Origin of the sequence: Cupriavidus sp. OV096, from assembly GCF_900115455.1 — a bacterium.
GTDB lineage: Bacteria > Pseudomonadota > Gammaproteobacteria > Burkholderiales > Burkholderiaceae > Cupriavidus.
Genome location: NZ_FOWM01000006.1, coordinates 250,781 through 273,300, shown reverse-complemented (window position 1 = coordinate 273,300; position 22,520 = coordinate 250,781). Strand labels below are relative to the sequence as shown.

Genomic DNA, 22,520 nt, shown 5'->3' with positions numbered 1-22,520 from the left:
CGCACGACCTTTCACCGACATGAGTAACCCATCGATGATCCGCATGCCATCCGCTGCGCTGTCCCCCTTGCTCGTTGCCGTGGCGCTGGCGTCTGCCGCTGCGACGCCCACCATGGCCCTTGCCGCGCAAGACGTGCCCGGAGCGGTGGCCGGGCCCGTGGCGGGGATGAAGATGACCGATGCCTACCTGCAGATGGCGGCGCGCGACATCTACTTCTGGGCGTGGCCGATGACCAATGTCTACAACCGCCGGCTGGCGTTCAAGGACCTGCCTCAACCCGGGCTGATGGGCGGGACGGTGCCGATCGCACCGTCCAACCGGCTGTCGATGCTGACCGACTACATCGCGCCGGACGAGCGCATGGTGGCGTGCCCCAACCAGGATGTGGTCTATGGCTTCAGCGTGCTGGCGCTGGACCAGAGCCCGGTGGTGGTGCAGGTGCCCGACTTCGGCAAGCGCTTCTGGGTTTATCAGGTGGTGGATCTGGGTACCGACAGCTTTGCCGAGCTTGGCAAGATGTACGGCACCAAACCGGGCTTCTACCTGCTGGTGGGGCCCGACTGGAAGGGCAGCGTGCCGAAGGGCATCACCAAGGTGTTTCGCGCCAGGAGCAACACCGGCGTGGTGATCCCGCGCGTGTTCCAGGATGACACCGCCGCTGACAAGCAGGCCGTGCAGGCATCGCTGGCAGGCGTGAACCTGTACCCGTTGGCCGAATACACGGGCAAGATGCAGACGCGGGACTGGGCCAAGCTGCCGCATTTCCCCAATCAGAATGCGGGGGACGCCGAGACCAAATGGGTGGTGCCGGAGACATTCTGGGCGACGCTGCCGCTGGTGCTCAAAGACGCCAGGCCGCTGCCGGGCGAGGAGACGAAGTACGCCCAGGCGCTGATGCTGGCAGACGCTGCGGCAAAGGATCCGCGCGTCAAGGACATGCTGGTCAAGGCCGCCGCGCAGGCAGACAGCGAGATCGTCGATCCGCTCTTCCAGTTCCGCAACTACGGCCTGCAACTGCCCGACCACTGGAGCACCATCAGCAACGGCGCAGCTTTTGGCACGGATTACTTTGCCCGCACGGCGGCGGCGAAATCCAACATCTTCGTCAATCGGCAGAAAGAGACCAAGTACTTCTATCAGGATCTGGATGCGAGCGGCGCCCGCCTGAACGGCCGAGGCGAGTACACGGTGACCTTTGCCAAGGGGGCGCAGCCCCCGGTGCAGGGATTCTGGTCGCTGACGCTCTACAACCAGCACCACTTCTTTGCCGAGAACAAGCTCAAGCGCTATTCCATCGGCACGAAGAACAAGGCCCTCAAGTACGGTGCCGACGGATCGCTCACGCTCTACATCCAGGCCGACTCGCCCGGCGCTGACAAGGAGAGCAACTGGCTGCCTGCGCCGAAGGACGAGGACTTCTCGCTGTACGTGCGCGCCTATTGGCCCGAAGCGGTTGCGCTGAACGGCAAGTGGACGCCGCCGCCTGCGGTAAGGGCGAACTAGCGCTGACGCGACGCTCGCCCTGCTTGAAGTATCGCGTGGGGTCAGTCCAGCTTGATGCCGACGGTCTTCACGACCTTGTCCCACTTCTGGGCGTCGCGGTTCACCAGTTGCGTGAACTCGACTGGGCCCAGCGCGCTCGGCTCCATGCCCTGTTTGGCGATCGAATCGCGGATCGACGGCTGTGCCACCACGGCGGCAATCTCCTGCGCGAGGCGGTTCACCGTCGGCATCGGCGTGCCGCCCGTCGTGAAAACGCCGTACCACGACACGACTTCGTACCCGGGTACGCCGGACTCGGCGATGGTCGGCACGTTCGGCATGGTTTCCACGCGCTTGGTGCTCGTCACGGCGAGGATGCGGACCTTGCCGGAATCGGCGCCGGCCTTGGCCGACGGCAGGCTCGCAAACGTCATCTGGGCCTGGCCCGCCATCACGTCCTGCATCGCCGGCGCATCGCCGCGATACGGAATGTGCGTGATGGAGACGCCAGCCATGCTCTTGAACAGTTCGGCCGACAGGTGCGAAATCGTGCCATTGCCCGGCGACGTCACATTGAGCTTGCCCGGATTGGCCTTGGCGTAGGCGAGCAGCTCCTGCACGTTCTTGACCGGCAGGTCATTGTTCACGACCAGCGCGTTGGCGGACTTGGCCACCAGCGACACCGGCTGCACGCCCTTGATGGGATCGTACGGCAGCTTGCTGTAGATGGACGGTGCGATGGCCTGGCCGCCGACGGAGCCCAGCAGCAGCACCGAGCCATCCGGCTTGGCACGCGCCATCTCGGCGGTGGCGATGGTGCTGCCGCCGCCCGGCTTGTTCTCCACCACGATGGTGACCTTGGTGTTCAGCTGAAACTGCGTGGCGACCGTGCGGGCGATGACATCGTTGCCACCGCCGGGCGCGAAGCCGACCAACATCCGCATCGGGCCCGGTGGCAAGTCCTGGGCCATGCCTTGGGCTGCGGCCAGCGCGAGGGCGAGGGCGAGAGCGGGGACGATCTTGGAAAACGCCATGATTGATTCTCGATAAGGGGGTTGAGGATTGCTCTCAGGATGTCGTCGCTGTGCTGGTTCGACTGGCGGGACGCGGGATGCCATGCATGACCCGGTCCGCGCTTCTGTTTTCATGTTGCTGCCTACTGCGCTTTACTTCTTGAAGCGGACCACGGCGTCCCGCGACGCCCGGGTCTGCGGCAGCGAGGCGATCTCGCCGAGCGTCACCGGCTTGGTGGGAAACCGCAGCCGGTAATAGCCCACATCACGCGGATGGCGCTGTTGTTCGTCGGCGATCAGTTCGGTCACGGTCAGCCCGCAGAGTCGTCCCTGGCACGGCCCCATGCCGCAGCGCAGGAACGCCTTCAACTGGTTCGGACCCTGACAGCCGATGCGCGCGGCGTGGCGCACCTGTTCGGCGGTGGCTTCCTCGCAGCGGCAGACGATGGTGTCGCCCACGGGGCGGCGGAACTGCGGCAGCGGGCGATAGAGCACCTCGAAGAATTCGCGGCCTCGCGTGGCGCGTGCCAGCGCGGCGTGATGCGGTGCCGCCTTGCCGTCGCGCGTGGCGATGTCGATGCGACCCAGCGCGGCAGCGGCATGCACGGCGGCGATGCGGCCCCGATGCTCGGCGGCCACGGCGCCCGCGATGCCCGCGCCATCCCCGGCAATGCTCACGTGCGGCATCGACGTTGCGCCCCATGCATCCACCTGCGGCTCCCAGCAGTCCTGGCGCTCGTTCCAGACATGCTCGGCGCCAATGGCGCGCGACAGGTTGGTATTCGGCACCACCCCCTGATGCAGCAGCATCTGGTCGATCGCCATGCTGTGGCGCTGGCCCGCCGCCTGATAGCGCAGTTCGGCGACCTGACCGCCGGCGCCGGCGATGGCCTCGAGCGCCGTGACGCCGCTCACGATCGGCACGGCCTTGCGGACCGCGCGCAGCAGCTTCAGCCCCTTGGCCAGATAGGGCGAGCGAAGGAAACCCCAGGCGTGCGGCAGCGCCTTGCGCCATTGGCCGCTATCGGTCGTCTCGAGAATCGCCTCGAGCTTCACGCCGGCATTCAGGTATTGATAGGCGAGCAGGTAGAGCAGGGGGCCGCCGCCCGCCAGCACCGTGCGCCCTTCGGGCACCACGCCCGAGGTCTTCAGCAGGATCTGCGCGGCACCGGCCGTGATCACGCCCGGCAAGGTCCAGCCCGGAATCGGGAAGGGCCGCTCCTGCGCGCCGGTGGCCAGGATGAGATGGCGGCAGTGCAGCAGCGCGGCCTGCGGATCCTGACCGGGCCGGGCCACCGAATAGGCGACCTCGAAGCCGGCGGGTTGGCCATCGCCCTCCGTACCCGGCTGCGGCTCGCGCGCATTGATCGACCAGACAGTTGCGGCCGACAGATGGCGCGCGCCGCTGTTGGCAAACGGCTCCAGCAGGCTCTGGCCGTGCCAGTAGTCTTCGCCCAGGATCGCGCGATTCTGCACCGGCGTGCTGCTGATGGCGCGATAGATCTGTCCGCCGGGTGCCGGCTGTTCGTCGATCAGCACCGTCGACAGGCCCAGCGCGGCAGCCTCGGTTGCCGCAGCCAGCCCGGCAGGGCCGGCGCCGACCACGAGCAGGTCGCAGGTTGCGATGTCGATGTCGAGGCTCATGCCGCCACCTCGCGTGCGCCGTGCTGGCGTTCCACGGTCATGCCATCGTGCACGCGCGCCATGCAGGCCTGCTGGTTGGGCCGGCCGTCGATGCGGACCAGGCAGTCGTAGCAGATGCCCATCATGCAATAGGGGCCGCGTGCGGCGCCGGACACGGCCGTGTCGCGGCAGGCCAGCACGCCGGCGGCGAACAGGGCCGCCGCCACGCTGTCGCCTTCCCGGCATTCCAGCGCGGTGCCATCCACGGTGACCCGTACTTTGCGATCCGTCGCTTGCAGGACGGCCGCGTCAATGCGTCTGAACATGGAATCTCCGGGTCGAAAAAGTGGCCAGCTCGGGTGGCAGCTCGCCTGCGGCGATCATGGGGGCGAGGTTCATGGCGTGCGTGGCGGCCAGCGTCACGCCGCTATGGCAGGTGACGATGAACGCGCCCGGATGCGTCGCCGATTGTTCGTAGACCGGGAAGCCGTCCTTGGCGCGCACGCGCAGGGCGGACCAGGCGCGCACCGCGCGCACGTCGCGCAGGGCGGGCAGGGTGCGCACGGCACGGTCGGCCAGCGTGGCCAGTACCGGCAGCGTGGTGACCTGTTCGGCGTAGCCCGCCTCTTCCTGGGAGTCGCCGACCAACCAGCTACCCTCGTCGTTCTGGCGCAGCGTGACCATGGGCGTGTCCAGCAGGCGGCGCGTGCGTTCGAGCACCAGGATCTGGCCGCGCTGCGGGGCCATCGGCAGGTCGATGCCCACCATGCGGCCCAGGTCGCCGTTGCGCAGGCCGCCGGCCAGCACGATCTTGCGCGCCCGCACGGTGCCGTTCGGCGTGGTCAGCACGAAGTCGCCACCGGGCTGCTGCACGATGTCCGTGACGCCGTGGTGCGGCAGGTAATTGACTCCGCTGGTGCTGAACGCGGTATGGAACGCGCGCAGCAGCTTGAGCGGATTGACGATGCCATCGTGCGGCGTCCAGATCGCCCCGGTGACATCGGGGCCCAGTCCGGGCACGAGCGAAGCGGCCTGATGGTGATCCAGCAGCTTCCATTCATAGGGCTCCACACCGGGCTGCGCCATCAGCGTGTTGACCCACGCCAGCCGCGCCTCGACCTCGTAGTCGCCCATCAGCGGCGTCAGGCCGCCTTTCTGCTCCAGGGCCACGTCGATGCCAGTTTCCTGCAGCAGGCCGGCGGCCAGTTTCGGCCACAGCCGCGTGGAGTTCAGCGTCCAGCGGCTGTAGGCGCCCATGCCGTAGCCCTTGCTCTGCAGCCAGACCAGGCCGAAATTGCCGCGCGAGGCGCGCAGGGCGATATCGCCTTCGTCGAGCACGGCGATTGTGCCCACGCTGCTGCGCAGGCCGTAGGCCACGGCCGAGCCGACCAGGCCGCCGCCAATCACGGCGACGTCGAACACGGGGAGTCGGGAGGTGGAGGCTGCGGTCATCTGCAGCACCTTCCGTGGGGGGATTGCGGGCCTTGGGCCCTGCTAGAAATCATGTCAGGTACTCGCAAGCTTCATGAAACCACCAGCCGAAGAAGCCCAAAAAAGCCCAATGGGCAGCGGTGTGTCAGTCCGAGCGAGTATGCGGAGCGCGCGCCGCGCGCGCAAATACGAGTCTGTCAGGCGTCTATACGAAAACCTGATAGCCCCGGGGGCAGGGATGCCATTTCGGCAGCGATGAGTTCCATCAGCCGCTCGATAAAGCGGTCCGCCAGCACGTTGGCAGGCCGGTTCCGGGCCAGCAGGAGGTAGCTGACGAACGGTATACGCGGCCGGAATGGCCGGACCACCACCTCGGCGGCGTGCATGCGGGCCACCAGCGGGTTCACGATGCCCACGCCCAGCCCGAGTCCGACCATCTTGCAGATGGTGGCGCCGTAGGGGGTTTCGAAGTGCATCACACGCCGGTCGTCGTCGGCGAACGCGGCGTCCACGGCGGCGCGCAGGCCATCGCCGTGACTCATCGAGATAAAGGACTCGCCGGCCAGGTCGGCAGGCGTGATGACGTCCAGACTGGCCAGACGATGGCCGGGCGGCAGCACGCAACAGCCCGCGAGTTCGGCCACGGGCTGGGCATCGGTGACGGCGGCGGGGGGCAGGAACGACACCAGCCCGAGGTCGCAGTAGCGGCTGCCGACGCTGTCGGCCACCAACTGCGTGCTGCCCGTTTCCATGGCGACGTTGACGCCGGGATAGTCGGCATGGAACCGCTGGAGCACCAGCGGGAGCACGGTCATGGCGAGCGAGGGCACTGCGGCGATGCGCAGCCGGCCCTTGCCGAACTGGCGGATGTTGCGGGCGGCGTCCTTCAGCGTGTCGAGGCCCACGAAGGCGCGTTCCACCTCGCGCAGGAACGCCAGGCCCTCCTCGGTGGGAATCAGGCGGCCGGCGTTGCGCGTGAACAGCGTCAGTCCGGTGGACGATTCGAGTTGCGCGATCAGCCGGCTCACGTTCGGTTGCGACGTGTACAGCTCGGTGGCCGCCGCGGTCATCGAACCGGAGCGCATCACGGCCTGGAACGCACTGATTTCCTTGAACTTCATGCCGGGGTCTTGGGAAGGCGGGGACTAGCGGGCGATGGTATACCAGATCCGTATGGGTCCGTAGCACATCGCCGCAGAATCACATCCCCTCCCGTTCCAGCCATGACTGGAACAGCCCGACCAGTTCATCGCCCCGTTTCTCGTCCGGCACGTAGGCGCAATAGCTGCGCGACGGCAGGCGCGGGCCGGCGAATGGGGCGACCAGCCGCCCGGCGGCGAGGTCGTCGGAGACCAGCGACGTCGGCCCCATGGCGATGCCGATGCCGTCGATGGCTGCCTGCAGGGTCAGGAAGAAGTGATCGAAGGTCAACGTGGCGGCCGGGCTCAGTCCGGGGATCTGCGCGCTCGCCAGCCAGTCCGGCCAAAGGCGCGGCAGGCTCGAGGTATGCAGCAGGGTGTGGTGGCGCAAGTCGCCCGGCACCCCGAGCGGATGGCGCTGCAACAGCGCCGGGCTACAAACCGGCAGCCGCTCCTCGGTCAGGAATGGCCGCATCGCGTAGCCGTAGAACGTGTCCGGACCCCCTCGGATGATCAGGTCGTGGTCGTCCTTCAGGCTTTCCAATGGCCCGTTCGAGGTCTCCACCTTGATCTCCACATCGGGATGCTCGGCGCGGAATTTGGCCAGTCTCGGCACCAGCCAGCGCAGGGTGAAGGTCGCGGGCGCGTTGACGGACAGGGTCCGGGAGACCGGCCCGGGCACCCCGTAGCGCGCGGTGGCCTGCGCGAGCTGTTCGAACAAGGGGCCGATTTCCGCCAGATAGGCTTTCGCCGCCGGCGTCAGCGTCACGCGGCGGTTATGCCGCTCGAACAGCTCGGCGCCGAGCCATTCCTCGAGCAGGCGCACCTGCTGGCTCACCGCCCCGTGCGTCACGTGCAGCGCGGCGGCGGCTTCCTTGAAGCTGCCCAGCCGGCCTGCGGCCTCGAAGGCCCGCAAGGCATTGAGCGGCGGCAATACCCGTTTCATGGCAATAGATTTTCTAACGCGATGTGGCAATTTATCTGGTTTGTCGTGCCGCTTCAAGATAGATATTCTTGGGCATTTCCTGCTCCCCTCCCACCCCAATGCTCAGCTATACCGGCGGTATCGTGCTCCTCGCCGCCATGCTCCACGCGAGCTGGAACGCCATGCTGCACGGCAACCGCGACCGGTTCCTGTCGATGACGTGGATGAGCATCGCCATCGCGGCCGTCGCCACGCTCGTCGTCCTGCGCAACCCCTTGCCGGCCAGCGCCGCCTGGCCGTACATCGTCGCGTCGGGGCTCGTGCATATCGTCTACAACGTGAGCCTGGTGCGGTCCTATCGCCGCAACGACCTGGCGCTGGCCTACCCCATCGCGCGGGGCTCCTCGCCGCTGCTGGTCACGCTTGGCGCGGCGCTCTTCGCCGACGAGGCGATCGGCCCCTTGCGCGCGCTCGGCATCGCCATGGTCTCGGGCGGCATCATCGTGATCGCGCTGCAGGGGCACCGCGCGTCCCGCGCGGGTGCCTTGGCCGCGCTGACCACCGGGGCGATGATTGCGCTCTACACCGTGATCGACGGCATCGGCGTCAGGTTGTCCGGCGGGCAGGCCCTCAGCTACACCGCGTGGATGTTCCTGTTCTACTGGCTGATGCCGATCCTGTTCGTCGCGGTGCGGGGGCTGGCGCCGCTGTGGGCGCCGGTACGGTCCGAGCCGCTGGCGGTCGGTTCGTCGCTGGTCGGCGGGCTGGTGTCGATTGCCGCCTATGGCATCGTGATCTGGGCGCTGCAATCAGGCGCGATGGGCGCGGTCTCGGCGTTGCGCGAGACCAGCGTGGTGTTCGCGGTCCTGATTGGGCGGGTCTTCCTGCGGGAGTCGGTCAGCGGCACGCGCTGGCTCGCCTGCATCGTCGTCGCAGCCGGCGCGGTTTGCCTGGGGCTTTGACAGCCCCTCATAATTGTTAATCCACTATCACATCGAGATGCGCAGATGATGAACACCGTTCCGCAGGCACCGCTGATTCTGATTACGGGGGGCAGCCGTGGCGTGGGCGCGGCCACCGCGCGCCTGGCCGCCGCACAGGGCTACGACGTGGCGATCAGCTACGTCGCCAACGAATCCGCCGCGCTGGCCGTGGTGGCCGATGTGGAAGCGCTGGGCCGCCGGGCCTTGGCCGTGCGCGCCGACAGCGCGGACCCCGAGCAGGTTGCCCAGCTATTCGCCACCATCGACCGGACGTTCGGCCGGATCGACGTGCTGGTGAACAACGCCGCCATCCTCGCGCGGCAGTCCCGGCTGGAGGATCTCGATTTCGCGCGGATGCAGCGCATCTTCGCCGTCAACGCCATCGGCCCCATGCTCTGCGCCCAGCAGGCGGCCCGGCGCATGTCCCATCGTCACAACGGGCGGGGCGGCGTGATCATCAATATCTCGTCGGGCGCGGCCCGGCTCGGCAGTCCGAACGAATATGTCGACTACGCGGCGTCGAAGGGCGCCCTGGAGACCTTCACCACCGGCTTCGCCAAGGAAGTCGCGCGGGAGGGCATTCGCGTCAACTGCATCCGCCCCGGGCACATCTACACCGACATGCACGCCAGCGGCGGCGAGCCGGGACGGGTGGATCGCGTCAAGGACTCGATCCCGATGGGCCGGGGCGGCCAGCCGGAAGAGGTCGCCCGCGCGATCCTGTGGCTGGCCAGCGCCGACGCGTCCTACAGCACCGGCACCTTCCTCGATGTCACCGGCGGGCGGTGAGTCACAGGGGGGATAATCGGGACATTCCGATGATTGTCATGGACACGCGCTGTCATGCCCCAGCCCCGCTACAAGCAACTGGTCGACCGGCTTGCCGACGATATCCGCGCGGGCCGGCTGCGTCCCGGCACGCGGCTGCCCACGCACCGCGACCTCGCGGCGCGTGAAGGGCTGGCGCTGGTCACGGCCACGCGCGTCTACGCCGAACTGCAATCGATGGGGCTGGTAAGCGGGGAGGCCGGTCGCGGCACCTTCGTCAAGGAGGCGTTGCCGCGCGGGCAGGGCGTGGATCTGCTTGCCTGGATCGCCGATACGGTCGACCTGAGCTTCAACAATCCGGCGTTGCCGGGCCAGGCAGATCTGCTGCGGGCAGCGCTGCGCCAGCTGGCCGCCGCCGGCGACCTTGAGGCGCTGCTGCGATACCAGCCCCACGGCGGCCGCGAACACGAGCGCGCGACCGTGGCGCACCATCTGGGCCGGCGCGGCGTGCCGGCCACCCCGGAAACCGTCTTGCTCACGAGCGGCGCGCAACACGCGCTGACGCTCACCGCCATGGCCTTGCTGGAGCCCGGCGACGTGGTGGCCGTGGATGCCCTGACCTACCCGGGCTTCAAGCTCGCCGCCGAAACTGGCCGGCTGGAACTCGTCCCGATTCCCGTCACCGCTCACGGGCCCGACCTCGACGCCCTGGAGGCGCTCTGCCGCCGCCGGCGCGTGCGTGCCGTGTACGCCATGCCGACGCTGCACAATCCGCTCGGCTGGGTGATGAGTGCCACGCGACGCCGCGAACTGGTCGCCATCGCCCGGCGGCATGGGCTGATGCTGATCGAGGATGCGGCCTACGCCTTCCTCGTCGAAGGGGCCCCCGCGCCGCTGGCCGCGCTGGCGCCGGAAGCTACCGTCTATGTGTCGAGTTTGTCGAAGAGTGTCGCCACCGGGCTGCGCATCGGTTTCGTCAGTGCGCCGCGCGAATGGGTGCCCCAGCTCGAACGCGCCATCCGCGCCACCACCTGGAATACGCCGGCCACGCTGACGGCCATCGCCTGCGGCTGGATCGAAGACGGCACCGTGGCCCGGCTCGAAGCCGACAAACGCCGGGATGCCGCGCTGCGCCAGCGCCTGGCCACGGAAGTGCTCGGCGGACTGGAGCGGGTCAGCCATCCCGCGTCGTACTTCGTCTGGCTGCCGCTGCCCCCCGAAGTGCGCGCGGATGCCATCGCGATGGCGCTGATGCAGGCGGGCATCGCCGTATCGACGGCCCATCCGTTCGCCACGTCAGCGCAGGTGCCCCACGTCATCCGGCTCGCGCTCGGCTCCGTCAGCCTGCCAACGCTCAGGCAGGCGCTGGAAACCGTGGCGCGCGTGGTGGCCGACCAGTCCTGGTGAGCGTCAGAGCAGGTAGCCGGACGCGCCATCCCACAGCAGCTTCATCGCGGTCACCACCAGCAACCCATAGCAGGCCCGGTACATCTGGCGCTGGTCCAGCCGGGCATGCAGGCGCCAGCCGAGCCAGACGCCGGAAGGTATCGCCAGCAGGCAGATCGCCATCAAGGTCCAGACGGCGCCCACCGGCCTGGCCAGGAACAGCCACGGCGCCGCCTTCATGATGTTGCCGACCGTGAAGAACATGCTGGTCGTGCCGGCATAGACCTGCTTGCTCAGGCCGAGCGGCAACAGGTACATCGCCAGCGGCGGCCCGCCGGAGTGCGCCACCATGGTGGTGATGCCCGAGGTCACGCCAGCGGCCACGGCCTTGCGCGAGGAGCGCGGCTGCACCACGACATCGCCGCCACGCAGGAACCACATGCCCACGAAGGCCAGCGTGATGGCGGCCATCACGATGGCGATCGCACGGTGATCCAGCACCCGGAACAGCCCGTAGCCGACCCCGATGCCGACCACCAGCCCCGGTACCAGCAGCCGGAGGTCAGGCTTCGACCACGTGGAGGGCTTCCAGTAGCGCAGGCCGAACAGGTCCATCGCGATAAACAGCGGGGCGAGCAGTCCGCCCGCCGTCACCGGGTCCATCACCAGCGACAGCAGCGGAATGCCGACGATGGCAAAGCCGCCCCCGAAGGCCCCCTTCATGAAGCAGATCAGGAAAACCCCGGCGAAGGTGACGAGGATGGTGGTGGTGTTCAGTTCCATGGTGATGCGCGTCCTTGCGATGCCACCCGACGCCCGGAGCCGGGCTGGGAGGATGAGGCATCGTAGTCCGCTGCATCAGGACAATCAAATAATTGTCATGGATACAATTTGCTTACGGCTTGGCCGCATCCCCCGGCGCGGCGCGGAACAGTGCCTCGCCGCGCTCCTGCAGCAGCGCCATCAGCCGTAGCGCGGCGGGCGACAGGTAGCCTTGCCGCCGGTACGTCACGCCCAGGCTGCGGCGCAGCGTGGCTTCCTTCAGCGGCACTTCGCGCAGGGTGTGCCTGTGCTCGTGCAGCGTATGCCGGGAGAGGAAGCTCAGGAGTTCGGTCTTGGCGATCAGCCGGGGCAGCAGCGGGATGGAATTCGCGTCGATCTGGGTGGCGGGCCGGGGCAGGTCGTGCGACTGGAAGGCCGCGTCCAGCCATTGCCGGCTGGGAATCGAGGCGGCAGGCAAGACCCAGCGCCAGGCCAGCAGGGATTTGAGCGTCACGCGCGGTAGCTGGAACACCGGATGCGTCCGGCTGGCGGCCACCACCACCACGTCTTCGACGATCGCATGACTGACGAGCGCGTCGTCATGCTCCGGCATCAATCCGATCAGCAGGTCGAGCGTGCCTTCCTTCAGGCGCTCGCGTAGTACCAGGCTGGGCGCCACCGTGATGTCGATGGTGGTTGCCGGCGCCTCCTCCAGCAGCAGGCTGCAAATCTCGGGCAAGACATGCTCGGCGGCGATCGGGCCGCTGCCGATCCGCACGTGCCCGGCGTTGCCCTTCGCAAAATCGCCGACTTCCCGCAGCGCCTCGTCCGTCGCGCCCCGCAGCATGCGGGCCCGCGCCAGCAGGACCTCGCCCACGGGCGTCAGCCGGATGCCGCGCCCCTTGCGCTCGAACAGTTCACTGCCGAACGCCGCCTCCAGGCGCTGCACCGCCTTGGTCAGGGCCGGCTGGGTGCGGCCCAGCTTTTCGGCTGCCTGTCCGATGTGACCGAGTTCGGCCACGACCTCGAAGTACCGCAGGTCCCTGAGCTGGATGTCCATCGATAACTCCGGGGAATGAAAACATGAACATTATCAAATAGACGGAATGTTTCTGCACGGCAAGAATGCGCCCATAACGAAAGGAGACACGATGCTGAACCTTCGCCTTCTGGCCGCCGCCGCCGTGCTGGCTATCTGCAGCGGTGCCGCGAGCGCCGCCGACACCTGGCCCGCCAAGCCGATCCGGCTCGTGGTGCCGTTTCCGCCCGGCGGCGGCACGGATGCGGTCGCGCGGTTGATCGCCGAGAAGATGGCCACCCAGGCCCACTGGACCGTGGTGATCGAGAACCGGCCCGGCGCGGGCGGCAATGTCGGCATGGACGCGGTGGCCAAGGCGCCGGCGGACGGCTACACGATCGGCCTCGGCCAGACCGCGAATCTGGCGATCAACCCGGCGCTGTACCCGAAGATGCCGTTCGATCCCCTGAAAGACTTCGCGCCGATCTCCACGGTGGCGTCGCAGCCAGTGGTGCTGCTCGTCAACGCCAGCTCGCCCTTCAAGACCCTGAAGGACGTCGTGGCCGCCGCCAAGGCCAAGCCCGAGGCGCTGCGGATGGGCACGCCCGGCAATGGCACCGTGTCCCACCTTGCCGGCGAACTGCTGGAGCGGCAGGCGGGCTTCCGCATGCTCAACGTGCCGTACAAGGGCGCCAGCCCGGCCATGATGGATCTGCTCGGCAATCAGGTGGAGTTCAACTTCGCCAATACCGCAGCCGCGATGCCCCAACTGACGAACCAGAAGGTCCGCGCGCTGGCCGTGAGTTCCGCCCAGCGCCTGCGCAACGTGCCGCAACTGGCCGGCGTGCCGACCGTGGCGGAGTCCGGCTACCCCGGCTTCGACGCCATCACCTGGACCGGCCTCGTAGCGCCGGCCGGCACGCCGCCGGCCGTGGTGGACCGCATCAACGCGGAAGTGCGCAAGGCGCTCAAGACCCAGGAGGTGCAGGACAAGCTCGCCGCCGAGGGCAGTACGCCGATGGGCAGCACGCCCCAGCAGTTTGGCGACTACCTGCGCGCCGAGCACCAGAAGTGGGGCGCGTTGATCCGCGAAGCCAATATCAAGCTCGATTGAAACCCATGCACACCATTCTCGTCACCGCTCCCAAGCTCGCCCCCGCCGGGGTGGACCTGCTGACCCGCGCCGGCGCGCGCGTGCTGTACCTGTCCGCGTCCGGCGATGCCGGGGAAGTGGAGCGCATCATGGCCGCCGAGCCCGTCGATGCCGTCATCTCACGCACGGTGACGCTGTCCGCGCAGGCCATCGCCGCCTGCCCCACGCTCAAGGTCATCTCGAAGCATGGCGTGGGGGTCAGCAATATCGATGTGGAAGCGGCCACCGCGCGCGGCATTCCGGTCTACGTCACGCCCGGCGCCAACGCCCAGTCGGTCGCCGAGATGACGCTGGGCCTGATGTTCGCGGCGGCCCGGCGCATCGGCTGGATGGATGCCGAACTGCACAGCGGGCGCTGGTCGCGCGCGCAGGACGGCGTGGAACTGCTCGGCAAGACCATCGGGCTGGTCGGGTTCGGCCAGGTCGGCCAGCGCGTGGCGAAGGTCTGCCTGGCGCTGGGCATGCAGGTGGTGGCCTTCGACCCAGCGCTGGCCGGCCGTCAAAGTCCCGTCGATGGGGTGGCGTTGCTCCCGTCGATGGCCGACCTGCTGCCGCAGGCGCACGTGCTGAGCCTCCACGTCCCGCTTAACCGCCACACGCGCAACATGCTGGACGACGCCGCGTTCGACCAACTGCCGAAGGGCGCCATCCTGATCAATACGGCGCGCGGCGAAGTGGTGGATGAAACCGCGCTGGTGGCCGCGCTGCAGGACGGCCGCCTGTTTGCGGCCGGGCTCGACACCATGGCGGTCGAACCCTTGCCCGCCGGGAGCCCGCTGGCCGAGCTGAAGAACGTCGTGCTGACGCCGCATGTCGGCGGATCGACGCCGGCGGCACTGGCCGCGATGGCGAGCGCCGCCGCACAGAACGTGCTCGGCTGGCTGGATGGCAGCCCGATGGACCGTACCGCGTGCGTCAATCCCCAGGTCCTTGCCTGATCCCCTTTCTACCTTCCTGTTCCTGGAGTCTCCCGTGAGCCTGTCCGAATCCCCAGCACCCGTGCAGTGGCCTGCCGGCTACCGCATCAACCCCCGTGCGGATGGCCCGTCCGCCAGCATCGTTGCTGCGTTCCGCGAGATGCCCGTCGCCGCCATCGGCGACGCCATGAGCCGCAACATCGGCACGCTTGGCCTGCGCCAATACCATCGCCGGCTGGAGACTGTGCTGTGCGGCCCGGCGGTGACGGTGCGCGTGCGCCCCGGCGACAACCTGATGATCCACAAGGCGCTGATGATGGTGCAGCCCGGCGATGTGCTGGTCATCGACGGCGGCGGCGATGTCACCCAGGCCCTGGTCGGCGGCCTGATGCGCACCACGTGCGTCACGAAGCAGCTCGGGGGGCTGGTTATCGACGGTGCCGTCCGGGACTTGTGCGAGTGGGCCGAAGACGGCATGCCGATCTTCGCCCGGGGCCACACCCACCGGGGGCCCAGCAAGGATGGTCCGGGCGAGATCAACGTGCCGGTGTCCTGCGCCGGGCTGGCCGTGCTGCCGGGTGACCTGATCGTCGGCGATGCGGACGGCGTGATTGCCGTGCCGGCCGCCGAGGCTGCCCAGGTGCTCGAACGCTGCCGCGCCCATCTGGCCAAGGAAGCGAAGATCCGCGCGGAGAACGCGTCCGGCACCTCGGACCCCGAGCGCTTCGACGCGGCGCTGCGGGCCAAGGGGCTGCCGGTCTAGGTCGACCAGCCGCTGGGGATCAGGGCAGCAGGTGCGTATCCCCGGCGGCCTGCGGCGGCAGCTTGATGGCCAGCGCCTTGAATTCCCCGCTGGTGGCGATCGATCCCGCGTGCGCGGTGCCCTTCGGAATCACGATCAGGTCGCCCGGGCCGATCTCGCGCTGCTCATTGCCCAGCCAGAGCGTGCCCTTGCCGGCGATGATGTACTGGATCTCGTCGGCGCTGGTGTGATAGTGCTTCGGCACATTGCCGGCCTGCACGGCCAGGGTCCCGTGTGGCGTGGCCACCAGTCCCTTCGTGCGCAGCGTGCCCATGTTGGGGACTTGCGGCCCGATGTCGTCCGGGGTCATCGCCGCCAGGTTGATGATCTGCGGCGCCAGCGCGGCGGGCGGGGTTTGCGCGTGGGCCGGCGGCAGCGCCGTCGGGGCGGCAAGGTAGCCGCAGCCGAAGGCGGCGGTGATGGCGGCAAGCGTGGCAAGGCGGTGCATGTTGTTCTCCCTGGGGTGGTACAGCAATCGAGGCATCGCCACGACGCCAGCTCGGCGACACGGCTGGATTGTCGCACCGCGCCCCGCGCCCAGCAGTGGGGGAAACCCGCGGGGATCCGGTGTAGTATCGGTGCCCGAACCCGTCCCAGTTTGGAGAGCAAGATGATCGTTTTCGTTACCGGCGCCACCTCAGGATTCGGCGCCGCCATTGCCCGACGCTTCGCCACGGCGGGCCATCGCGTGATTGCCGCCGGACGCCGCGCGGACCGCCTGGCCGAGCTGGCCGACGCGCTGGGCCGCGACAAGGTGCTGCCGTTGATCCTCGATGTCCGCGACCGCGAAGCCGTGGCCGCCGCCGTGGCCGCGCTGCCGCCCGAGTTCGCCGAGATCGACCTGCTGGTCAACAACGCCGGCCTGGCACTGGGCCTGGAGCCGGCGCAGAAGGCTGACCTGGACAACTGGGACACGATGGTCGACACCAACGTGAAGGGCCTGATGTATATGACGCGCGCCGTGCTGCCCGGCATGGTGTCGCGCAACCGTGGCCACGTGATCAACATCGGCTCCACGGCCGGCGCCTACGCCTATCCGGGCGGCAACGCCTACGGCGCGACCAAGGCCTTCGTGCGCCAGTTCTCGCTGAACCTGCGCGCCGACCTGCAAGGCACCCGCGTGCGCGTGACCGACGTGGCGCCGGGTCTGGTGGGCGGCACCGAGTTCTCGTCGGTGCGATTCAGCGGCGATCAGGCTCGCGTGGAGAAGGTCTACGAAGGCGCGGACGCCCTGACGCCGGACGACATCGCCGAAACCGTCTTCTGGGCCGCCACGCTGCCCGCGCGCGTCAACATCAACTTCGTGGAAGTGATGCCGGTCACCCAGTCGTTCGGGCCGCTGGCGATTCATCGGGAGTAAAGCGCTCCCCCTACGTCACCTCGATCGTCCCTCCCATGTCCTCGTGCCCGGTGCCGCAGAAGATGTCGCACAGGAAGCGGTAGGTGCCGGGTTTGCCGGCGGTCAGGGTGACCTGCACCGTGCGGCCGGGCGGCAGGTCGGCGCGGACGTGGAAGTCCGGGGCGCCGAAGCCCATCATGATGTCTTCGGCCGTCAGCGCCAGGATCACGGTCTCGCCGGCCTTGAGGGCGATCCGGTCGGGCAGGAAGACGAAGCGGCGCGCCCGGACCGGAATCACACGCGGGGGCGCCGCGTCCCCGCGCGTGATCATCCCCGCCAGCGCGCCGGCCAGCATCCATCCCAATACCGTGCGGCGGCCGCTTGCCGGGGAGGTGGTCATCGCCTCAGGCATCGCGCTGTACCGGTTGCTCGGTCAGGCCGAACGCATCCGGCGCGCGCGTGGCCTTGACCGTGCGCCAGCCGAGCCCGCGATAGGGCTGGGCCGGATCCCACGCCACCGGCGCGCGCTTGGGCTGCGAGCCGGCCGGCGGCAGCGGAAACATCAGCGAGCGCGCCGCGTGATGGGCGATATGCCCGGTCATGTGGTGGTGTTCCTGATGGATATGCCCGTAGAACACGGTGACGTGCCGGTACGGCATGAGCTGGGCCACCACGGCCTCGCCGTCGCGCGTGGCCCAGTCCCACTGCGGATAGAGATCGAACAGGGGCCGATGCGTGAAGACCACGATGCGTGCCTCGCGCGACTGCTTGCGCAGGTCGTCCGCCAGCCACGCGCGCTGGGTCTCGCCGACCTGGCCGGCCGGGTCCGACACGTTGTCCAGCACGATGAAGTGCACCCCCTTGTGATCGAACGTGTAGTGCGTGGGACCGAACAGCTCGCGATAGGCGGCCCCGGCGTCGAGGCTCGCGTCGTGCTCGCCCGGCATCAGCCACACCTTGCCCGCGCGCAGCGGCGCGATCAGGTCGCGGAACTCCCGCATGCGGCGCCGGCGCTCGTTCGGGTCGTCGGTGGTGTGGGTCAGGTCGCCGGTGAACATGATGAAGTCGGGTGGCGTTGGCAGCGCATTGACGGCCGCCACCGCCTTGGCCAGCGTCCCGCGCGCGTCGGGATTCGGCGCCCCTTCGAACCCCCAATGCGCGTCCGATAGCTGCACGAACACGAATTCCTCGTCCCGCCCCGCCGCCCAGCCCGGCAGCGCCGATGCAAAGACGGCGCCCCCGGCCGCGCCTGCCAGGCGCAGGATGTCCCGCCGCCGCCATGTTCCGTCCATGATTGCCTCCGTCGGTGTCGCGGGCATGGCCATCGCACGCCCCACCCCTGTCATACCGGCGGGGGCCGCCAAATATTCCCGGCGCCGGCGCGCGGGAATAGAATCGGTGCAGCGCCGGTATACAGGAGACCGCCTTGCGCCATCCACCCGCTTCGTCTGATTCGCTCGATTCGCTCGACTGCCCCGATGTGACTGGATTGCCCGACCGCTCCGTCCGGACCGAGGACTGACGTGGACGCCCCTGCCACGCGCCGCCGCTTCGACGCCCTCGTGCTGCCGCACCTGGACGCCGCCTACAACCTCGCCCGGTGGCTGTGCGGCAACACGGGCGATGCGGAGGACGTGGTGCAGGAGGCGTTCCTGCGCGCGTTCCGGCTGTTCGGCAGCTTTCGGGGCGACCAGCCGCGGCCCTGGCTGCTGGCCATCGTCCGCAATACGTGGTTCACGACCTGCGAGAAGCGCCGGGGCGCGGCGGAAACGGACTATGAGGAAGGCGAGATGGACACCGCGCTGCCGGACTGGCATGGCGCCGCCACGGACCCGGAGCAATGGCTGATGCGCGAGGAGGACGTGCGGCTGGTCCATGCGGCGCTGGCGCGGCTGCCGGTGGTCTTCCGCGAAGTCATCGTCCTGCGTGAACTGGAGGAACTGCACTACCGCGATATCGCCCGCATCGCGCAGATACCGGTCGGCACGGTGATGTCCCGACTGGCGCGGGGCCGGCGCATGCTGGCCGCCACCGTCACGGCGCTGCGTGGCGAGGCGCCGGTTGCCGCCGCGCCGGCGGAGCGCCAGGACCTTGCGGACGTGCCACCCGCTCATCCCCCCGGAGATACGAAACATGGATTGCCATGACGCGCAGTTGCTCCTGCAGGCCTGCGCCGACGGGGAAGTCGGCGCGGCTGACAGTGTGCGGCTGGAACGACATCTCGAAGACTGCGACCAGTGCGTGGCCTGCCTGCGCAATCTCCAGGCGCTGCGCGCGGCGACGCGCCACGGCGCGCACTATCACCGCGCGTCCGCCGACTTGCGCGCGCGCATCGTGACCGCGCTGCCCGGCGACGCGGCCATCGCACCGGACGCCGACGCGTCGCCCTCGCCCCCCTCGTCGGAAGGCTGGCGCCGCTGGTTCACGTGGTCGCCCGCCATCAACGCGGCCATGGCGGGCGTCACGGTGTTCGCCGTCGGCCTGGGCCTCCAGCAGCACGCCATGCGGCAGTCTCCGGCGGAAGGCATGGTCGACGCCGTGGTGACGAGCCACGTACGCGGTCTGATTTCGAACCACGCCATCGATGTGGCGTCGTCCAATATGCATGTGGTGAAGCCGTGGTTCAACGGCCGTGTCGACTACGCGCCGGAGGTCCGCGACCTGGCGAGCGCCGGGTTCCCGCTGCTGGGCGGCCGGCTCGACTATGTGGATGGCCACCGGGTGGCCGTGCTGGTCTATCGGCGCGATGGGCATCCGATCGACGTGTTCGTGCTGCCAGACGCGCAGCGTGGGCCGGGCGGCAGCGGCGAAGCCGTGCAGCAGGGCTACCAGCTACAGCGCTGGGCGGCAGGCGGCATGCAGTACTGGGCCGTCAGCGATGCCTCCGCGACGACCCTGCGTGCCTTCGTGCAGGCATGGCGCAACGCGGAAGCGGTTGCGCCATGACCCCCCTTATCCCCCTTATCCCCCGTTACGCCGTCGCGACGGTCAGCGTGACGTCGATATTGCCGCGCGTGGCCTTCGAGTACGGGCAGATGGCATCGGCGCGGTGCGCCACGGCTTCGGCCGCCTCTTGCGCCACGCCGGGCAGGTTGACGTGGATGCGGCCCTGCAGGAAGTAGTCCGCGCCAGCCATGCCCAGATCCACCTCGATCTCGACCGACAGATCGGCCGGCACCGCCACCTTCAGTTCCTTGGCCGCGAGGCCCAGGGCAGCGATATAACAGGCCGACCATGCGCCCGCGAAGAGCTGTTCGGCCGTCGGGTGGGACTGCACCGCTTCATAGGCATAGGTCGGCGCCGTGTCGTTGCCCGGCGTGGTGAGATGGAGGTCGACGTTGCCGTGATGGCGGGGGCCACCCTTGCTGCCGGTGGTGTGGGTCTTGCCGGTGAACAGTACTTTTTCGATCTTGGTCATGATGTGTGAGGGTCTCTCTGAATCTAGTGTGGTTTAATAAATCGCATGCGATGTAATCGCATGCGTTGCATAATGGTTCACGGGACCGGGCAAGTCAAGGCGTTTGTACGGCGCGCATGAAGAAACCCGGCGGGCGGCGCGGCGGTGGGCCGGGGAAGGCGCTCAGCGCTTACGATTGCGTCGCATACGATGTATTCTTTGCCATCGGCATCACGACGAGAAAACAGATGAAACCCATTGATGAGACAAGCGCCGCGGATACCCCGCTGTCGGACTTCCTGTGCTTCGCGGTCTACTCGACGAACCTTGCCTTCGGCAAGCTTTACCGGCCCGTGCTGGACAAGCTCGGGCTCACCTACACCCAGTACGTCACCCTGGTGGCGCTGTCGGAGGCGGACGGCCAGACCGTCAGCGGCCTCGGCGAAAAGCTTTTCCTGGAGTCGAACACGCTGACACCCATCCTCAAGAAGCTGGAAGCGATGGGCCACGTCGAACGCAAGCGCGACCCGGAGAACGAGCGGCAGGTGCGCGTGAGCCTGACGAAGAGCGGTCGACGCGTGCGGGAGAAGGCGGCCAGCACCGACTTGATGTCGGCATGCGGGCTGACGCCGCCGGCCTTCGCCAAGCTGCAGAAGGAGGTCATCGCGCTGCGCGACAACATCGTGCACGCGGTGAAGGACGAGACGTAGGGCCAGTGCCGCTGGAGTGAACGCCGATCCTCTGGCATGATCGGCCACATTGTCGCGATGGCTTTGTCGCGGCCCCGGGGATCGGTACACATGATTGAACGCTTGGCGGAAGACGCGATCCTGACGCTGGCGGACAGCTTGCCAGACACGGTGTTCCTGGTCGACAAGGCTGGGAAGATCCGCTACGCCAACGCCCGGTGCGCGGATAGCCTGGGCCTGTCCCAGGCCGCCATCATCGGCCAGACCATGATCGAACTGGTAGCGCCGCATGACCGCGACCGGACGCTCCGGGAAGCGGGCACGGTGATGGCCGGGAATCGGCGCACCGGATTCGAGAACCGCTACCAGCACCGCGACGGCAGTGACGTTCACTTCTCATGGTCCGCCCGCTGGCTGGAGACGCATCAACTGCGCTTCGGCGTGGCGCACGACGTCACCGCCTTGCGGCAGCCCACCTGCGACCACCTGATTCCCGCCGCCTTGCTGAATGTATTGGAGCCCTGCGAGCAGCAGGTGCTGATGTTGCTGCTGACGGCAGCTTCCGAGAACCAGATCGCCGGACGGCTGGGCCTGACGGCATCCACCACGCAGGCGCATGTCGCCCGGGTCTTCACCAAGCTTGGCGTGCGCGGGCGCATGGGGCTGATGAGCCTGTGCCTGCGCGGCATGGAGGCTTGAAGGAACGGCGCCCCTGAAGGTCAGGCCGCGGCCGAGTTGTCCTCGTTGTTGCGGCCCTGTAGCGGAAAGCGTGTGCGGAACATCGGCGAGGCCAGGCTGGCCAGCGCGAGTTCGTCGGCGGCGGCCAGCAGGTCGGGGCCCAGCGCGGTCATGCGCGCCTCGGTCAGCCGCACGGCCGGTCCGGCGATGCTCAGCACGCCAATCGGATCGCGCTCCTTGCGCTTGACCGGCGCGGCCATCGCCGTCATGCCGGGCGCGAACACCTCGTTGATCATCGCAAAGCCGCGCGCGCGGTTCTCGTGCAGCATCGTCAGCAGCGCGCCGATGGTGGTCGGCGCGTTCGGACCATATTCCTCAGGCGAGCCGAAGCCCTGCCGCGTGACCAGCTCGATGGCGCGCTCGTCGCTCATCGTCAGCATCCAGGCGTGGCCGGACGCGCTGCAAGACAGCCGGGCGTCCATGCCCATGTCCGGGTCGTAGCGCAAACCATGCCGGGCGCCCTGCGCCTTGGCCACCCACGTCAGGTGCTCGCCATCCACGATGGCCAGCCGCACCAGTTCCCCCGAAATCTGCGCCAGCCGGTCCACCAGCGGCTGGGCGATGTCGACGATACCCGTGGCACTCAGGTAGCTCAGGCCGATGGACGCCACGCGGGCGGTCAGCGCGTAGTCGCCATGGTCGCGGAGCTGGCGCACATAGCCGCAGCGCACCAGTTCGTTCAGCAGGCGATGCGCCGCGCTCTGCGGGATCTCCAGTTCCTGCGCGATGGATGCCAGCGGCACGCCTTCCGGCTGCGTGGCGAGGTGTTCCATCACGGCAAGTGCGCGTTCGAGTACTCCGGCCATATCGATAGAGGTGGTGTTAGGGCGATGAGGGTGGGCTAGATACTAACCCCAAGTGGAAACTGATTCCATGTGGAATAGTATTCCACTCACTGCGGGGGAGCCATCGGGATCGGCCCCAATATTGGTACCGATACTTGGCCACCACCCG

General features: G+C 68.2%; 25 protein-coding genes. 12 read left to right on the top strand and 13 right to left on the bottom strand.

All coding sequences use genetic code 11. The annotated features are described in order from the left end of the window. The first annotated feature begins 19 nt into the window (after window positions 1–19). A complete protein-coding gene (locus tag BM115_RS16105; protein ID WP_255370851.1) occupies window positions 20–1,504 on the top strand; it encodes a DUF1254 domain-containing protein in 1,485 nt (494 codons plus the stop codon). A gap of 41 nt (window positions 1,505–1,545) precedes the next feature. Here the strand turns inward: BM115_RS16105 and BM115_RS16100 are convergent, their stop codons facing one another. The 6 genes from BM115_RS16100 to gcvA all read right to left on the bottom strand — a co-directional run bounded on the left by BM115_RS16100 (window position 1,546) and on the right by gcvA (window position 7,635). Further along, on the bottom strand, window positions 1,546–2,517 hold the full coding sequence (locus tag BM115_RS16100) for a Bug family tripartite tricarboxylate transporter substrate binding protein (RefSeq protein WP_255370850.1): 972 nt from the start codon (window positions 2,515–2,517) through the stop codon (window positions 1,546–1,548). 132 nt (window positions 2,518–2,649) lie between these two features. Further along, window positions 2,650–4,140 (bottom strand): FAD/NAD(P)-dependent oxidoreductase, encoded by a 1,491-nt coding sequence (locus BM115_RS16095; RefSeq protein WP_218158037.1) that lies wholly within the window; start codon window positions 4,138–4,140, stop codon window positions 2,650–2,652. After that, window positions 4,137–4,445, bottom strand: coding sequence for a (2Fe-2S)-binding protein (locus BM115_RS27395; RefSeq protein WP_218158036.1), 309 nt, complete (start codon window positions 4,443–4,445; stop codon window positions 4,137–4,139). The genes BM115_RS16095 and BM115_RS27395 overlap by 4 nt, the downstream gene beginning before the upstream one ends. Next, a complete protein-coding gene (locus tag BM115_RS16090; protein ID WP_092295748.1) occupies window positions 4,429–5,571 on the bottom strand; it encodes an NAD(P)/FAD-dependent oxidoreductase in 1,143 nt (380 codons plus the stop codon). The genes BM115_RS27395 and BM115_RS16090 overlap by 17 nt, the downstream gene beginning before the upstream one ends. 176 nt (window positions 5,572–5,747) lie before the next feature. Then, window positions 5,748–6,671: a LysR substrate-binding domain-containing protein gene (locus BM115_RS16085; protein ID WP_092295745.1), complete on the bottom strand. Its 924-nt coding sequence runs from the start codon at window positions 6,669–6,671 to the stop codon at window positions 5,748–5,750. Between the two features lie 79 nt (window positions 6,672–6,750). Next, window positions 6,751–7,635 (bottom strand): transcriptional regulator GcvA, encoded by an 885-nt coding sequence (gene gcvA, locus BM115_RS16080; protein ID WP_092295742.1) that lies wholly within the window; start codon window positions 7,633–7,635, stop codon window positions 6,751–6,753. A 98-nt stretch (window positions 7,636–7,733) separates the two neighbouring features. On the opposite strand from gcvA, the gene BM115_RS16075 reads away from it, so the two are divergent. From BM115_RS16075 to BM115_RS16065, 3 genes are read left to right on the top strand one after another with little or no spacing between them, the layout of a single operon-like run. Then, the gene (locus BM115_RS16075; protein ID WP_092295739.1) at window positions 7,734–8,576 is read left to right on the top strand and encodes a DMT family transporter; all 843 of its coding nucleotides are present in this window, start codon (window positions 7,734–7,736) and stop codon (window positions 8,574–8,576) included. 48 nt (window positions 8,577–8,624) lie between these two features. Next, the gene (locus tag BM115_RS16070) at window positions 8,625–9,386 is read left to right on the top strand and encodes an SDR family oxidoreductase (protein ID WP_092296212.1); all 762 of its coding nucleotides are present in this window, start codon (window positions 8,625–8,627) and stop codon (window positions 9,384–9,386) included. 54 nt (window positions 9,387–9,440) lie between these two features. Further along, entirely contained in the window at window positions 9,441–10,772 is a 1,332-nt protein-coding gene (locus BM115_RS16065) for an aminotransferase-like domain-containing protein (protein WP_092295736.1), read from the top strand. Window positions 10,773–10,775: 3 nt separating this feature from the next. Here the strand turns inward: BM115_RS16065 and BM115_RS16060 are convergent, their stop codons facing one another. Together BM115_RS16060 and BM115_RS16055 are read right to left on the bottom strand one after the other, a co-directional pair. Further along, on the bottom strand, window positions 10,776–11,534 hold the full coding sequence (locus BM115_RS16060) for a sulfite exporter TauE/SafE family protein (RefSeq protein WP_092295733.1): 759 nt from the start codon (window positions 11,532–11,534) through the stop codon (window positions 10,776–10,778). A gap of 112 nt (window positions 11,535–11,646) precedes the next feature. Continuing rightward, window positions 11,647–12,573: a LysR family transcriptional regulator gene (locus BM115_RS16055; RefSeq protein ID WP_092295730.1), complete on the bottom strand. Its 927-nt coding sequence runs from the start codon at window positions 12,571–12,573 to the stop codon at window positions 11,647–11,649. A gap of 91 nt (window positions 12,574–12,664) precedes the next feature. Here BM115_RS16055 and BM115_RS16050 point away from each other — a divergent pair, with 91 nt between their 5' ends. From BM115_RS16050 to BM115_RS16040, 3 genes are read left to right on the top strand one after another with little or no spacing between them, the layout of a single operon-like run. Next, on the top strand, window positions 12,665–13,645 hold the full coding sequence (locus BM115_RS16050; RefSeq protein ID WP_092295727.1) for a Bug family tripartite tricarboxylate transporter substrate binding protein: 981 nt from the start codon (window positions 12,665–12,667) through the stop codon (window positions 13,643–13,645). A gap of 5 nt (window positions 13,646–13,650) precedes the next feature. Further along, window positions 13,651–14,622: a hydroxyacid dehydrogenase gene (locus BM115_RS16045; RefSeq protein WP_092295723.1), complete on the top strand. Its 972-nt coding sequence runs from the start codon at window positions 13,651–13,653 to the stop codon at window positions 14,620–14,622. Between the two features lie 40 nt (window positions 14,623–14,662). Then, window positions 14,663–15,364, top strand: coding sequence for an RraA family protein (locus BM115_RS16040; RefSeq protein WP_255370865.1), 702 nt, complete (start codon window positions 14,663–14,665; stop codon window positions 15,362–15,364). Between the two features lie 19 nt (window positions 15,365–15,383). Here BM115_RS16040 and BM115_RS16035 read toward each other — a convergent pair whose 3' ends face one another. Beyond that, window positions 15,384–15,851, bottom strand: a complete 468-nt coding sequence (locus BM115_RS16035) for a cupin domain-containing protein (protein WP_092295717.1) — start codon at window positions 15,849–15,851, stop codon at window positions 15,384–15,386. A 162-nt stretch (window positions 15,852–16,013) separates the two neighbouring features. Between BM115_RS16035 and ydfG the strand changes: the two genes are divergently transcribed. Then, entirely contained in the window at window positions 16,014–16,763 is a 750-nt protein-coding gene (gene ydfG / locus BM115_RS16030) for a bifunctional NADP-dependent 3-hydroxy acid dehydrogenase/3-hydroxypropionate dehydrogenase YdfG (RefSeq protein ID WP_092295714.1), read from the top strand. A gap of 10 nt (window positions 16,764–16,773) precedes the next feature. Here ydfG and BM115_RS16025 read toward each other — a convergent pair whose 3' ends face one another. Together BM115_RS16025 and BM115_RS16020 are read right to left on the bottom strand one after the other, a co-directional pair. Next, on the bottom strand, window positions 16,774–17,142 hold the full coding sequence (locus tag BM115_RS16025; protein ID WP_092295711.1) for a cupredoxin domain-containing protein: 369 nt from the start codon (window positions 17,140–17,142) through the stop codon (window positions 16,774–16,776). A 4-nt stretch (window positions 17,143–17,146) separates the two neighbouring features. Further along, window positions 17,147–18,034, bottom strand: coding sequence for a metallophosphoesterase family protein (locus BM115_RS16020; protein WP_092295708.1), 888 nt, complete (start codon window positions 18,032–18,034; stop codon window positions 17,147–17,149). Between the two features lie 231 nt (window positions 18,035–18,265). On the opposite strand from BM115_RS16020, the gene BM115_RS16015 reads away from it, so the two are divergent. Continuing rightward, the gene (locus tag BM115_RS16015) at window positions 18,266–18,889 is read left to right on the top strand and encodes an RNA polymerase sigma factor (RefSeq protein ID WP_092295705.1); all 624 of its coding nucleotides are present in this window, start codon (window positions 18,266–18,268) and stop codon (window positions 18,887–18,889) included. Further along, on the top strand, window positions 18,876–19,688 hold the full coding sequence (locus BM115_RS16010) for an anti-sigma factor family protein (protein WP_092295702.1): 813 nt from the start codon (window positions 18,876–18,878) through the stop codon (window positions 19,686–19,688). Before BM115_RS16015 ends, BM115_RS16010 begins: the two co-directional genes overlap by 14 nt. Before the next feature lie 25 nt (window positions 19,689–19,713). Here BM115_RS16010 and BM115_RS16005 read toward each other — a convergent pair whose 3' ends face one another. After that, complete coding sequence (locus BM115_RS16005; protein WP_092295699.1) at window positions 19,714–20,160, bottom strand: Ohr family peroxiredoxin; 447 nt, start codon at window positions 20,158–20,160, stop codon at window positions 19,714–19,716. A 227-nt stretch (window positions 20,161–20,387) separates the two neighbouring features. On the opposite strand from BM115_RS16005, the gene BM115_RS16000 reads away from it, so the two are divergent. Continuing rightward, window positions 20,388–20,849, top strand: a complete 462-nt coding sequence (locus tag BM115_RS16000; protein WP_092295696.1) for a MarR family winged helix-turn-helix transcriptional regulator — start codon at window positions 20,388–20,390, stop codon at window positions 20,847–20,849. Window positions 20,850–20,939: 90 nt separating this feature from the next. Continuing rightward, window positions 20,940–21,527, top strand: coding sequence for a PAS domain S-box protein (locus BM115_RS15995; protein ID WP_177219940.1), 588 nt, complete (start codon window positions 20,940–20,942; stop codon window positions 21,525–21,527). A 20-nt stretch (window positions 21,528–21,547) separates the two neighbouring features. Here BM115_RS15995 and BM115_RS15990 read toward each other — a convergent pair whose 3' ends face one another. Beyond that, window positions 21,548–22,372 carry an IclR family transcriptional regulator gene (locus tag BM115_RS15990; RefSeq protein ID WP_092295693.1) on the bottom strand — a complete coding sequence of 275 codons (825 nt, stop codon included), beginning with the start codon at window positions 22,370–22,372 and terminating at the stop codon, window positions 21,548–21,550. Window positions 22,373–22,520: the final 148 nt, after the last annotated feature.

Excerpts from the sequence above, each read along its gene's own strand:
- BM115_RS16105 (WP_255370851.1), top strand. The coding sequence starts at position 20 with ATGAGTAACCCATCGATGATCCGCATGCCATCCGCTGCGCTGTCCCCC.
- BM115_RS16100 (WP_255370850.1), bottom strand. The coding sequence starts at position 2,517 with ATGGCGTTTTCCAAGATCGTCCCCGCTCTCGCCCTCGCCCTCGCGCTG.
- BM115_RS16095 (WP_218158037.1), bottom strand. The coding sequence starts at position 4,140 with ATGAGCCTCGACATCGACATCGCAACCTGCGACCTGCTCGTGGTCGGC.
- BM115_RS27395 (WP_218158036.1), bottom strand. The coding sequence starts at position 4,445 with ATGTTCAGACGCATTGACGCGGCCGTCCTGCAAGCGACGGATCGCAAA.
- BM115_RS16090 (WP_092295748.1), bottom strand. The coding sequence starts at position 5,571 with ATGACCGCAGCCTCCACCTCCCGACTCCCCGTGTTCGACGTCGCCGTG.
- BM115_RS16085 (WP_092295745.1), bottom strand. The coding sequence starts at position 6,671 with ATGAAGTTCAAGGAAATCAGTGCGTTCCAGGCCGTGATGCGCTCCGGT.
- gcvA (WP_092295742.1), bottom strand. The coding sequence starts at position 7,635 with ATGAAACGGGTATTGCCGCCGCTCAATGCCTTGCGGGCCTTCGAGGCC.
- BM115_RS16075 (WP_092295739.1), top strand. The coding sequence starts at position 7,734 with ATGCTCAGCTATACCGGCGGTATCGTGCTCCTCGCCGCCATGCTCCAC.
- BM115_RS16070 (WP_092296212.1), top strand. The coding sequence starts at position 8,625 with ATGAACACCGTTCCGCAGGCACCGCTGATTCTGATTACGGGGGGCAGC.
- BM115_RS16065 (WP_092295736.1), top strand. The coding sequence starts at position 9,441 with ATGCCCCAGCCCCGCTACAAGCAACTGGTCGACCGGCTTGCCGACGAT.
- BM115_RS16060 (WP_092295733.1), bottom strand. The coding sequence starts at position 11,534 with ATGGAACTGAACACCACCACCATCCTCGTCACCTTCGCCGGGGTTTTC.
- BM115_RS16055 (WP_092295730.1), bottom strand. The coding sequence starts at position 12,573 with ATGGACATCCAGCTCAGGGACCTGCGGTACTTCGAGGTCGTGGCCGAA.
- BM115_RS16050 (WP_092295727.1), top strand. The coding sequence starts at position 12,665 with ATGCTGAACCTTCGCCTTCTGGCCGCCGCCGCCGTGCTGGCTATCTGC.
- BM115_RS16045 (WP_092295723.1), top strand. The coding sequence starts at position 13,651 with ATGCACACCATTCTCGTCACCGCTCCCAAGCTCGCCCCCGCCGGGGTG.
- BM115_RS16035 (WP_092295717.1), bottom strand. The coding sequence starts at position 15,851 with ATGCACCGCCTTGCCACGCTTGCCGCCATCACCGCCGCCTTCGGCTGC.
- ydfG (WP_092295714.1), top strand. The coding sequence starts at position 16,014 with ATGATCGTTTTCGTTACCGGCGCCACCTCAGGATTCGGCGCCGCCATT.
- BM115_RS16025 (WP_092295711.1), bottom strand. The coding sequence starts at position 17,142 with ATGACCACCTCCCCGGCAAGCGGCCGCCGCACGGTATTGGGATGGATG.
- BM115_RS16020 (WP_092295708.1), bottom strand. The coding sequence starts at position 18,034 with ATGGACGGAACATGGCGGCGGCGGGACATCCTGCGCCTGGCAGGCGCG.
- BM115_RS16010 (WP_092295702.1), top strand. The coding sequence starts at position 18,876 with ATGGATTGCCATGACGCGCAGTTGCTCCTGCAGGCCTGCGCCGACGGG.
- BM115_RS16005 (WP_092295699.1), bottom strand. The coding sequence starts at position 20,160 with ATGACCAAGATCGAAAAAGTACTGTTCACCGGCAAGACCCACACCACC.
- BM115_RS16000 (WP_092295696.1), top strand. The coding sequence starts at position 20,388 with ATGAAACCCATTGATGAGACAAGCGCCGCGGATACCCCGCTGTCGGAC.
- BM115_RS15995 (WP_177219940.1), top strand. The coding sequence starts at position 20,940 with ATGATTGAACGCTTGGCGGAAGACGCGATCCTGACGCTGGCGGACAGC.
- BM115_RS15990 (WP_092295693.1), bottom strand. The coding sequence starts at position 22,372 with ATGGCCGGAGTACTCGAACGCGCACTTGCCGTGATGGAACACCTCGCC.